This window comes from Streptomyces sp. NPDC059002 (assembly GCF_042740435.1).
GTDB lineage: Bacteria > Actinomycetota > Actinomycetes > Streptomycetales > Streptomycetaceae > Streptomyces.
The window spans coordinates 1-10,220 of record NZ_JBHYJI010000111.1; the positions used below are offsets into that span (position 1 = coordinate 1).

Consider the following 10,220-nt stretch of genomic DNA (forward strand, 5'->3'; position numbering starts at 1 on the left):
ACCCTGGCCAGCACCCTCATCTGGCTCACCACATGATCGACAAGACGCTCCCTAGTACCGCGGCGCGTTACGGGACCGCTGCACCCTCGTGGTGCGGCGGTCCTTCGCGTTCCAGCACGCCTTGTGCCAGTGCCTGCGCTCGTCCACGCCCGAGTGCTCGGGCCAGGCCACCACGTGCGCGAGGCCCGAGGGGATCTCCTGGTCGCAGCCGGGGCAGCGGTACCGCTTGCCCGCCGCGCTGGCGCCCGCGACGTGCCGCACGCTCCACTCCTCGCCCTGCCAGCTCTCGGTGCGCTGGAAGCCGCCGTAGCGGCCCGTCTGTTCCGCGTCGGCGGACGGGCTCGGCTCTCCGGCGCCCTTGGGGCGGTTGCGACGCGGGGACACAGGACACCTCACGGGCTGTACGGCTGTCGGGGGTGTGACCAGCCTACGCGCCGTGTCGACGGGTAGCCGTCCTGCACGGACTCCCGCAAGCCCCCCGGGACTGCACAGAAAATCCAACAATCTTCATGCCAGGCCGTGCCTTTGGCACGTGTCACGCGTTGTTGCCCGTAGGGGGAGTGCCTGCGTCGGCGCCAAGGAGGCAGGAGATCCATGCGTGTAGGTAGTTTTGTTCTGGCCGCCCAGTTCCCCGGACAGGGGCAGGGGGAGGCGCTGCACCGGGCGGTGCGGTCCGCCGAGGTGGCCGAGGAGGCGGGGCTCGACGCGGTCTGGATCGCCGAGCACCACTTCGTGCCGTACGGCACCTGCCCGTCGGCGGTGACCCTCGCGGCACTGCTCCTCGGGCGGACCCGGCACATCCGCGTCGGCACCGCGGTGAGCGTCCTGCCCACCGCGCACCCCGTCGCACTCGGCGAGCAGGCCGCCCTGCTGCATCTGACGTCCGGCGGACGCTTCTCGCTCGGCGTGGGTCGCGGCGGCCCCTGGGTGGACCTGGAGGTCTTCGGCTCGGGCCTGGAGGCGTACGAGAAGGGGTTCCCCGAATCCCTCGACCTGCTGCTCAAGTGGCTGCGGGAGCCCCGGGTGGAGGGCACGGGCGAGCGGTTCGCATTCCGTGAAGTGTCCGTCGTGCCGCGCCCGCAGGAGGCCCTGGGCGGGGGCGGCAGCGGCCCCGAAGTGGTCGTCGCCTGCACGTCGCCGTCCAGTGTGCGGCTCGCCGCACAGCGCGGTCTGCCCATGCTGCTCGGCATGCACGTGGGCGACGACGAGAAGGCCGAAATGGTGGCCTTGTGGAATCGGCACGCACGTGCCTCGGGGCATACGCCCGAGGAAATCGCCACCGCCCCGCACGTCTCCGCCGGCGTCGCCCAGATCGCCGACCGACGTCTGGAGGCGGCGGAGACGTTACAGAAAGCAATGCCCGGCTGGCTCAAACAGGGTCTGGACGCCCATGTCACCGTGGACGGCCGCAGGCGGGCCATGCGAGACCCGCTCGCCTACACCGAACTGCTCTGCGGGCTGCACCCCGTGGGCACTCCACAAGTGTGCGCCGACCGGCTCGCCGCCACGTCGGAACGCACGGGGATCACGCGCTTCGCGCTGCTCGTCGAGGGCTCGGGAGATCTCGCGGCCACCGAGGAGAACGTACGGAGACTGGGCGCCGAAGTACTGCCCCAGCTCGGCTGAGGACCGCCGGATCGCTGCGGAGCTGCCGCTCCGGACTGAAACACCTCCCGCGTACGGAGCGGCAGCAACATGCGTCAGCAGTCCCGCAGTTCGGGTGACTGGTTGAGCAGCTGACCACGGATCGAAGTGAAACGGGCGAGCCGTTCGTCCACCGACGGGTCCAGCGGGAACACCGCCACACGGTGGCAGTTCTGGAATGCCAGTCGCACCCCGAAGTGCCGCTGCAGTGCGCCACGAATCGCGTCACTCGCGAGCGCGCGCAGCAGCTGTCCACGTGCCTGCTCGTCCGGCGGCGGCGTCTGGTTGTCGGCGAACTCTCCGCCGTCGACCTTCAGCTGGGCCACCAAGGAGCTGATCATCTCCCATGCGTAAGGCAGGGAGGTCCGGACGCAGTCGACGAATGCTGCTTCGTCCACCTCGCCTCGCTCGGCCTGTTCCAACAGTGCCGGTGAGACGTCCAGCGACATGGGTTCTCCTCTCGCACCCCCGGGGAGCGGGGGCTTACGGGCAGGGAAGGAGTCCGCATACGCAGCGTGCACGGATGACGACCTCCCGCTTCTACGGTAGGCAACGCGCGGTAACGACACCAGGAGAATGGGCGCATAACCGGCCAGGATCGAACAGGTTCATCGGCGGACAAGTCGTGCGGGCGGCGGCAAGGAGCGGGCGAATCGCGCGCACCCGCCCCGGTCGAGTAGCGTTGCGCCCCATGCGTCTCGTCATTGCCCGATGCTCCGTGGACTACGCGGGCAGGCTCACCGCCCATCTCCCCTCGGCCCCCCGCCTGATCCTCGTGAAGGCCGACGGCAGCGTCTCGATCCACGCGGACGACAGGGCCTACAAACCGCTCAACTGGATGTCCCCGCCGTGCACCTTGAAGGAGGGCTCGGGGGACGACGCCGGCGTGTGGACCGTCGTGAACAAGGGGGGCGAGAAGCTCATCATCACGATGGAGGAGATCCTGCACGACTCCTCGCACGAACTGGGCGTCGACCCCGGCCTCATCAAGGACGGTGTGGAAGCACACCTCCAGGAGCTCCTCGCCGACCGGATCGAGACACTGGGCGAGGGGTATTCGCTGATCCGCCGCGAGTACATGACGGCCATCGGCCCGGTGGACATCCTCTGCCGCGACGCCGACGGGCAGACCGTCGCCGTCGAGATCAAGCGGCGCGGCGAGATCGACGGCGTGGAGCAACTCACGCGCTATCTGGAGCTGTTGAACCGCGACCCGCACCTGGCGCCCGTCAAGGGCATCTTCGCGGCCCAGGAGATCAAGCCGCAGGCGCGCGTGCTCGCCACGGACCGCGGCATCGGCTGCGCCGTCCTGGACTACGACGCGCTGCGCGGCATCGAGGACGACAAGCTGCGGCTGTTCTGACCTTCCGGAGAAGATTCCGTACGGGGAAGAGGGCCGGGTCCACCAGGACCCGGCCCTCTTCGTCGTTCGTGCGTCAGATCGTCGTCCGTGCGTCAGACCACCTGCGCGGAACCCGACCCGCTCGGCGAATCCGGCACGCTGCTCGTCGCCGGAGAGCTGGCCGGGCCGCTCGCCGAGGTCGAGGTGTCGGGCGAGGACGGCGGGGCGTCGCTCGTCGTGGGCGGCTCGGACGTCGGGGGCTCCGACGTGGGCGGCTTGGACGTCGGCGGCTCCGAGGTCGGCGGCTTGGACGTCGGGGGCTTGGACGTCGGCGGCTTCGACGTGGGCGGCTTGGACGTCGGCTTGTCGGACGGCTTGTCGGACGGCTTGTCCGACGGCTCGTCCGACGGCTTGTCGCTGCCGCTCGGCTTGTCCGACGGCTCGTCGCTGTCGCTCGGCGTCGGGTCGTCCGACGTGCCGACGACGCCGTCCTTGCCCGGGTCGTCGGGGCGGCTCGTGGAGTCCTTCTGCGGCTTGTCGGCGTCGAGGCCGCCGCCCTCGCGGTCCTCCTTCGCCGACTGCTCCGTCTTGACCTTGTCGCCCTCCGGCGGGTCGTTGTTGTCGGAGGTGGCGCCGAGCGTGACGACGGTGCCGAGGACGGCGGCGAGCAGGGCTCCCGCGCCCGCGGCGACGAGGTTGCGCCGGGTGCCGCTGATGATGGAACGGCGGCTCGGCGCCGCCCCCGAACCCGCGGCGGCGGGCGTCACCCTGCTGGTGACCAGGGTGTCCGGCTCCGGCGGCGGTTCGGGCAGCGCGAAGGCCGCGGGGACGCCGCCGGGGGGCGACGCCGACTCCTCGTAGCGCGCGTCGGGGACCTCTTCGCCCGCGGCGGTGCGCCCGCCGGGCAGTGCGCCGCCCGAGCGGTCGGCGACCAGGGCGAGGGCCCTGCGCCCGGAGATCATGCCGCGCTTGTCGGCGAGCGCGCCGCGCAGCCCGATGGAGGCCTCCAGCTCGGCGCGGGCCCGGTCGAGCTGTCCCGCGCAGAGCGCGAGGATGCCCAACTCGTGGTGGAAGTACGCCTCTTCGGCGACCTCTCCGGCGTTGCGCGCCGCTTCCTGTCCCGAGCGCAGGGCGCGCTCCCAGGCGCTCCAGTCGAGCCCGCCCGCGAAGGCGGGTGCGGCGGTGCGGGCGAGCAGCACGGCGGTGCCGCTCTCCGGGGCGACGAGGGCGCCGAGCGCGGCGAGCACGGCGTCCGCCTCGGCGGCGACCCGCTCCGGGGTGACCGAGGGGTGCCCGGCCCACCAGGCGTAGTGCTGGGCGGCGCTCTGGGCCTGTGCGGTGGCGTCGTCGGCGTATCCGGCGGTCTCCAGCTGTGTGCGCACTCCGGCGGCGAGGCGGTAGTGCGAGCCGACCGCGCCGACCAGGGCGCAGCTCACCAGTTCGGCGAGGGCCGCGTCCGCGTGGGTGTCCCCGACGAGGGCCGGCAGGTGTGCCTGGTGCGGCAGTTCGCCGCCGAGCGCGACGGCGAAGCGGAGTGTGGCGCGGGCGGACGGGCTGAGCCGGGCGGCGAGCAGGGCCGCGGGTGCGGCGCCGTCGGCGAGCGAGGGCAGCGGTACGTCGTGTCCCGCGGCGGCGTCGACGGGGGCCTCGGCCTGGTAGCCGTACTCCTCGAAGGCGTGCGGGTCGGCGCGCAGTTGGTCGCGCTGGCGCAGCAGGGCGCCCGCCTGGACGAAGCGCAGCGGCAGCCCCTCGGACTCGAACCACAGGTCGCCCGCCCAGTTGGCCTCCTCGTCGTCGAGGACGCGGCCGACGACGCGCTCCAGGAGTTCCAGGCTGCCGCCGCGGCCGAGCCCGCCGAGGAAGACCTCTTCGAGGTGGGATTCGGCGGACGGCGCGGCGACGTCGGGCGTCGTGGAGATGAGGAAGGCGCATTCGGGCGTCGCGTCGAGCAGTTCGTCGAGGCCCGCGCCGCCGAACTCCAGGTCGTCCAGGACGACGACGGCGCCGATGTCGTGGACGAGTTCGAGCAGCAGGGCGCGCTCGGGGCGGTGCAGCGGTGCGTTGTGGACGGTCGCGAAGAGGTCGTGGAGCAGCTCTCCGGGCGTCTTGCGGTAGCCGGAGAGTCGGACGACGCCGTCGGGCGCGAGGTCCGCGCAGTCGTCCGCGACGGTGTTCAGGAGCGTCGTGCGCCCCGATCCCGCGGGTCCGGTGAGCCGTACGGAACGGCCGCGCGCGAGCAGCCGTACGAGGCGTTCGCGCTCCTCCTGGCGTTCCAGGAGCGGCAGCCTGGGCAGCGCGGGCCCCGGCGGCACGGGCGGCATCGCGGCGCGGCGCAGTTCGGCGCGCTCGGCGGCGGTGCGCTTGGTGGGCCGCTCCGGCCGTTCGCCGGGCGGGCAGGGTTCGATCTCGCTGCCGTCGACCGGGTTGACGGTGAGCAGGAAGTCGCCGGAGACGAGCTGCACGGTGCGGGCCAGCGCGGGTGCGGGCTGGCCGAAATCCGGTGTCATGGGATCGCGCTGCGGGCGCCCCGAGCGCGCCGATTCGTCGTCGTTGATGCCGTCGTGGCCGTACTCTTCCGGTCCCCGGTTCATCGGGTCCATGGTCTTTAGCCCCCCAGATGCGTGGTGTGCAGAGCCCCCTCCGGCCTTCGTGCACACTGCGCTGTCGCTTCTGGTCCGGCGCCCCCGTGTGGGTTCGTATATCGGTGGGCGACCGAACCCTAGACCTTTGCCCAGTATCTACGAGAGGGCGGGGTACCGCCCCGTCCGAGACGTCACAGGTTCGTGAGGATTGTGCGTGAGGTGCGCTTCACGCTCTGGGGAGCGATTCGACTCCGATGCCGCCTTCGATGGCGAGGATGCGGTGCAGCCTGGTGGCGACGAGCAGGCGCTGCATCTGCGGCGGCACATGGCGCAGGACGAGTCTGCGTCCGCACCGCCCGGCGCGACGGTGCGCGCCCATGATGACGCCGAGTCCCGTGGCGTCCCACGAGTCGAGTTCGGACAGGTCGAGCACCAGGTCGCCGGCGCCGTCGTCGACGGCCGAGTGCAGGACCGTACGGGCGTCCGCCGCGCTGCGTACGTCGAGGCGTCCCCCGACGACCAGCTGGGCCTGGTCGCCCCTGATGTGCATATGCGCTCCCCGAGATACGAGAGGTATCCATGTGATCTGGGTATGTCACTGCAACTGACTGGCTCAAGGGACCAGAAGTTGCCGTCTGTAAGCGAACCGATACCGAATTCACCCCGAGGAGTGATCCTCGACCTGAGGCGGCGTCAGTCGTGCTTGTAGAACCCCTGCCCGCTCTTGCGCCCGATGTCACCGGCGTCAACCATCCGGCGCATCAGCTCCGGCGGAGCGAACTTCTCGTCCTGGGACTCCGTGTAGATGTTGCTGGTGGCGTGCAGCAGGATGTCGACGCCCGTGAGGTCGGCGGTCGCGAGCGGCCCCATGGCGTGCCCGAAGCCGAGCTTGCAGGCGATGTCGATGTCCTCGGCGGTGGCGACGCCCGACTCGTAGAGCTTGGCGGCCTCGACGACGAGCGCGGAGATCAGACGGGTCGTCACAAAGCCGGCGACGTCGCGGTTGACGACGATGCAGGTCTTGCCGACGGACTCGGCGAACTCCCTTGTGCGGGCGAGGGTTTCGTCGCTGGTCTTGTAGCCGCGCACGAGCTCGCAGAGCTGCATCATCGGGACCGGCGAGAAGAAGTGGGCGCCGACGACGCGCTCCGGACGCTCCGTCACGGCCGCGATCTTGGTGATCGGGATGGCGGAGGTGTTGGAGGCGAGCACGGCGTCGTCGCGCACGAGCTTGTCGAGCGTGCGGAAGATCTCGTGCTTGACCTCGAGCTTCTCGAAGACGGCCTCGACGACGATGTCCGCGTCGGCGACGGCGTCCAGGTCGGTGGTCGTGGTGATGCGCCCGAGCGCGGCCGCGGCGTCGTCGGCGGCGAGCTTGCCCTTGCTCACGAACTTCTCGTACGACGCCTTGATCCCGTCGGTGCCACGGGTCAGGGCCTCATCGGTGACGTCGCGCAGGACGACGTCCCAGCCCGCCTGGGCGGAGACCTGTGCGATGCCGGATCCCATGAGACCGGCTCCGATGACGGCGAGCTTCCGTGCCACTGTTCCGACTCCCCTACCGCTTATCACGCTTGGCTTACACGCTGTTTACGTATGCCTCTGCGGCGGACATTAGCGGTCGTGAGGGCCCGTGTGGCGATGAAGAGATGCGCGTCACGTCTCAGATGACGGACATCACACTGGTACGGGTCATTCAGCGCCACGCACCGCGTAGTTGAGGACATTCCGGCTGAGCAGTTCCTCCATCTCGTCGAGCAGGACGAGGGCTTCGCGCGAGACCTCGGCGGGCCCCCGGCACTTGGACATCTCGTCGCCGATCCAGGCCATGAGGGTGCTGTGGACCCAGGAGAGCTGGCCCGCGATCAGGCCGGGCAGCGGGTCGCCGTCGGCGGCCCCGGTCTCCTCGGCGAGGGTCTTGGTGAGCCGGTCGTGGGCCTCCTGCTGGATCGCCCAGAGCCGGGAGCGCAGGGCGTGCGCCTCGGTGATGACCTTCATGAAGTCGGCCCAGCCGGAGAAGAGCCCGATGCTCGGCGAGACGCCCTCGACGTCGGTGCGCAGTTCGCGCAGGACGGCGTCGGCGGCCGACTCGCCGTCGCGGCGGCCGCGCACGTAACGCGAGAGCCGGTCGATCACGTCGTCGCCCCGGTCGAGGAAGAGGTCCTCCTTGGCCGGGAAGTAGTTGTAGACCGTGTTGACCGAGACGTCCGCGGCGTCCGCGATCTCCGCGATGGTCACGGTCACGAAGCCGTGTTCCAGGAAGAGCCCGGTCGCGATGTCCGAGATCCGCTGCTTCGTCTGCCGCTTCTTGCGCTCTCTGAGCCCTTCAGCCATGACCTCATCGTAGGCCGCTCCCTAGAGAGCCTGAAAACTTGGCATCCCTCCAAAACTTGGTGACATTGCAAAATTTAAGAGACTCTGTTTTTGTGGTCGCCATGGCAATCATCAGCACCTCCGGGCTCGCCCGGACCTTCCAGACCAAGCGCGGCCCCGTCGAGGCCGTCCGCGGCATCGACCTGCGCGTCGAGCCCGGCGAGATCCTCGGCTTCCTCGGGCCCAACGGCGCGGGCAAGACCACCACGCTGCGGATGCTGACCACGCTCCTGCCGCCCACCGGGGGCGCCGCCACCGTCGCGGGCTGCGATCTGGCCCGGGACCCCGGGGGCGTCCGCTCGAAGATCGGCTACGTCGCCCAGTCCGGCGGCGTCGATCTGAGCGTCTCCGTACGCGAGGAACTCATCACCCAGGGCCGCCTCTACCGCCTGACGAAGTCTCAGGCCACCGCCCGAGCCGAGGAGTTGGCGCGCGACCTCAATCTGACGGAGCTGCTTGAGCGCCCCTGCGCCGCACTCTCCGGCGGTCAGCGCCGACGCCTCGACATCGCGCTCGGGCTCACCCACCGCCCCGCGGTGCTCTTCCTCGACGAGCCGACCACCGGCCTCGACCCGGGCAGCAGGGCCGACCTGTGGCAGCTGGTGCGGCGGCTGCGCGACGAGTACGGCACGACGGTCTTCCTCACCACGCACTACCTCGACGAGGCCGACGAACTCTCCGACCGCCTCGTCGTCGTCGACGAGGGCGTCGTGGTCGCCGAGGGCACGCCGAGCGCGCTCAAGCTCCAGTACGGCGGCTCGATCGACGCCACGCTCCAGGACACCTTCCTCGCCATCACCGGGCGCGACATCGACCCCGGCAACACCGCCGACACGACCCCCGTCGCCGTCTGAGACCCCAGGACCCCACCGATGCCCGCACTGCTCTCCGACATCGCGCTGATCTTCGGGCGGTACGCCCGGCAGACCCTGCGCTCCAAGTTCCAGATCCTCTTCGGCGTCCTGACGCCCCTGCTCTATCTGCTCTTCTTCGGCCCGCTCCTCACCGATCTGCCGCTCGGCTCGCAGGGCGACTCCTGGCAGGTGCTCGTGCCGGGGCTGCTGCTCCAACTCGGCCTGTTCGGCGCCACGTTCAGCGGTTTCGCGCTCATCATCGAGAAGCAGTTCGGCGTGGTGGAGCGGATGCGGGTGACGCCCGTGAGCCGTCTCGCGCTGCTGCTCGGCCGGGTCCTGCGCGACGCCCTGCTCTTCGTCTTCCAGGCGGTGCTGCTCGTGCTTGCCGCTCTGGTGATGGGGCTGCGCGCCCCGCTCGGCGGCATCCTCATCGGGTTCGCGTTCGTGGCGGTCCTGACCGCGGGGCTCGCCTCGCTGTCGTACGCGCTGGCCATGAAGGTCTCCAAGGCGCACGAGTTCGGGCCCGCGGTGAACGCCATCAGCATGCCCTCGATGCTGCTCTCCGGCCTGATGCTGCCGATGGCGCTCGCGCCCACCTGGCTGGACGTGCTCTCGCACTTCATGCCGTTCCGCTATCTCGTGGACGCGGTGCGGGCGGGATACGTGGGCGAGTACGCGACGACGACCATGCTGTACGGCGTCCTGATGGCGCTCGGCTTCATCCTCCTGTCCGTGACGGTGGGCACACGCGTCTTCAAGAAGGCCGGAGCGTAACTACGCTGGCCGCATGGTCAATCTGACGCGCATCTACACCAGGACCGGCGACCAGGGGACGACGGCCCTCGGGGACATGAGCCGCACCGCCAAGACCGATCTGCGGATCTCCGCGTACGCCGACGCCAACGAGGCCAACGCGGCCATCGGCACGGCGGTGGCGCTCGGCAAGCTCGACGAAGAGGTCGTGAAGGTCCTCGTACGGGTCCAGAACGATCTCTTCGACGTGGGCGCCGACCTCTCCACGCCGGTCGTCGAGGACCCCAAGTACCCGCCGCTGCGCGTCGAGCAGTCCTACATCGACAAGCTGGAGGCGGACTGCGACCGCTTCCTCGAAGAGCTGGAGAAGCTGCGCAGCTTCATCCTGCCCGGCGGCACTCCGGGCGCGGCCCTGCTGCACCAGGCGTGCACCGTCGTACGGCGGGCCGAGCGCTCGACGTGGGCGGCCTTCGAGGTGCACGGCGCCAGTAAAGAAAATGGCGGTATGAACCCGCTCACCGCGACGTATCTGAACCGCCTCTCCGACCTCCTCTTCATCCTGGCGCGGACGGCCAACAAGGAGGTCGGCGACGTGCTCTGGGTGCCGGGCGGCGAGCGCTAAGCGGCCTTGTGGAAGTCCGGTGCGGTTCGGGTGCGCCCCGAAGGGGCGCG

At 70.3% G+C, this 10,220-nt stretch carries 11 protein-coding genes; 5 read left to right on the plus strand and 6 right to left on the minus strand.

Going from position 1 to position 10,220, the window contains the following annotated elements; genetic code table 11:
* Window positions 1-51: 51 nt before the first annotated feature.
* A complete protein-coding gene (locus ACFWZ2_RS42620; protein ID WP_384555194.1) occupies window positions 52-384 on the minus strand; it encodes an ATP/GTP-binding protein in 333 nt (110 codons plus the stop codon).
* Between the two features lie 210 nt (window positions 385-594).
* Here ACFWZ2_RS42620 and ACFWZ2_RS42625 point away from each other — a divergent pair, with 210 nt between their 5' ends.
* Window positions 595-1,626, plus strand: coding sequence for an LLM class flavin-dependent oxidoreductase (locus ACFWZ2_RS42625; RefSeq protein WP_384555195.1), 1,032 nt, complete (start codon window positions 595-597; stop codon window positions 1,624-1,626).
* Window positions 1,627-1,700: 74 nt separating this feature from the next.
* On the opposite strand, the gene ACFWZ2_RS42630 is transcribed toward ACFWZ2_RS42625, so the two are convergent.
* Complete coding sequence (locus ACFWZ2_RS42630; RefSeq protein ID WP_005311822.1) at window positions 1,701-2,093, minus strand: SCO5389 family protein; 393 nt, start codon at window positions 2,091-2,093, stop codon at window positions 1,701-1,703.
* Between the two features lie 242 nt (window positions 2,094-2,335).
* Here ACFWZ2_RS42630 and nucS point away from each other — a divergent pair, with 242 nt between their 5' ends.
* Complete coding sequence (gene nucS, locus ACFWZ2_RS42635) at window positions 2,336-3,007, plus strand: endonuclease NucS (RefSeq protein ID WP_384555196.1); 672 nt, start codon at window positions 2,336-2,338, stop codon at window positions 3,005-3,007.
* Between the two features lie 92 nt (window positions 3,008-3,099).
* On the opposite strand, the gene ACFWZ2_RS42640 is transcribed toward nucS, so the two are convergent.
* The 4 genes from ACFWZ2_RS42640 to ACFWZ2_RS42655 all read right to left on the minus strand — a co-directional run bounded on the left by ACFWZ2_RS42640 (window position 3,100) and on the right by ACFWZ2_RS42655 (window position 7,902).
* Window positions 3,100-5,586, minus strand: coding sequence for an ATP-binding protein (locus ACFWZ2_RS42640; RefSeq protein WP_384555197.1), 2,487 nt, complete (start codon window positions 5,584-5,586; stop codon window positions 3,100-3,102).
* 208 nt (window positions 5,587-5,794) lie between these two features.
* Window positions 5,795-6,118, minus strand: a complete 324-nt coding sequence (locus tag ACFWZ2_RS42645) for an STAS domain-containing protein (RefSeq protein WP_030792181.1) — start codon at window positions 6,116-6,118, stop codon at window positions 5,795-5,797.
* Between the two features lie 143 nt (window positions 6,119-6,261).
* The gene (locus ACFWZ2_RS42650; protein WP_384555198.1) at window positions 6,262-7,113 is read right to left on the minus strand and encodes a 3-hydroxyacyl-CoA dehydrogenase family protein; all 852 of its coding nucleotides are present in this window, start codon (window positions 7,111-7,113) and stop codon (window positions 6,262-6,264) included.
* A 147-nt stretch (window positions 7,114-7,260) separates the two neighbouring features.
* The gene (locus ACFWZ2_RS42655; protein ID WP_384555199.1) at window positions 7,261-7,902 is read right to left on the minus strand and encodes a TetR/AcrR family transcriptional regulator; all 642 of its coding nucleotides are present in this window, start codon (window positions 7,900-7,902) and stop codon (window positions 7,261-7,263) included.
* Window positions 7,903-8,003: 101 nt separating this feature from the next.
* On the opposite strand from ACFWZ2_RS42655, the gene ACFWZ2_RS42660 reads away from it, so the two are divergent.
* Genes ACFWZ2_RS42660 through ACFWZ2_RS42670 form a run of 3 tightly spaced genes read left to right on the plus strand, consistent with a single transcriptional unit; the run spans window position 8,004 to window position 10,170 of the window.
* Window positions 8,004-8,795, plus strand: coding sequence for an ABC transporter ATP-binding protein (locus tag ACFWZ2_RS42660; RefSeq protein ID WP_384555200.1), 792 nt, complete (start codon window positions 8,004-8,006; stop codon window positions 8,793-8,795).
* Window positions 8,796-8,813: 18 nt separating this feature from the next.
* On the plus strand, window positions 8,814-9,569 hold the full coding sequence (locus ACFWZ2_RS42665) for an ABC transporter permease (RefSeq protein ID WP_384555201.1): 756 nt from the start codon (window positions 8,814-8,816) through the stop codon (window positions 9,567-9,569).
* Window positions 9,570-9,582: 13 nt separating this feature from the next.
* Complete coding sequence (locus ACFWZ2_RS42670) at window positions 9,583-10,170, plus strand: cob(I)yrinic acid a,c-diamide adenosyltransferase (RefSeq protein WP_384555202.1); 588 nt, start codon at window positions 9,583-9,585, stop codon at window positions 10,168-10,170.
* Window positions 10,171-10,220: the final 50 nt, after the last annotated feature.

What these genes read in the sequence shown, in the direction of transcription:
- ACFWZ2_RS42630 (WP_005311822.1), bottom strand. Translation starts at nt 2,093, where the DNA reads ATGTCGCTGGACGTCTCACCGGCACTGTTGGAACAGGCCGAGCGAGGC.
- ACFWZ2_RS42660 (WP_384555200.1), top strand. Translation starts at nt 8,004, where the DNA reads ATGGCAATCATCAGCACCTCCGGGCTCGCCCGGACCTTCCAGACCAAG.
- nucS (WP_384555196.1), top strand. Translation starts at nt 2,336, where the DNA reads ATGCGTCTCGTCATTGCCCGATGCTCCGTGGACTACGCGGGCAGGCTC.
- ACFWZ2_RS42625 (WP_384555195.1), top strand. Translation starts at nt 595, where the DNA reads ATGCGTGTAGGTAGTTTTGTTCTGGCCGCCCAGTTCCCCGGACAGGGG.
- ACFWZ2_RS42665 (WP_384555201.1), top strand. Translation starts at nt 8,814, where the DNA reads ATGCCCGCACTGCTCTCCGACATCGCGCTGATCTTCGGGCGGTACGCC.
- ACFWZ2_RS42670 (WP_384555202.1), top strand. Translation starts at nt 9,583, where the DNA reads ATGGTCAATCTGACGCGCATCTACACCAGGACCGGCGACCAGGGGACG.
- ACFWZ2_RS42655 (WP_384555199.1), bottom strand. Translation starts at nt 7,902, where the DNA reads ATGGCTGAAGGGCTCAGAGAGCGCAAGAAGCGGCAGACGAAGCAGCGG.
- ACFWZ2_RS42645 (WP_030792181.1), bottom strand. Translation starts at nt 6,118, where the DNA reads ATGCACATCAGGGGCGACCAGGCCCAGCTGGTCGTCGGGGGACGCCTC.
- ACFWZ2_RS42640 (WP_384555197.1), bottom strand. Translation starts at nt 5,586, where the DNA reads ATGGACCCGATGAACCGGGGACCGGAAGAGTACGGCCACGACGGCATC.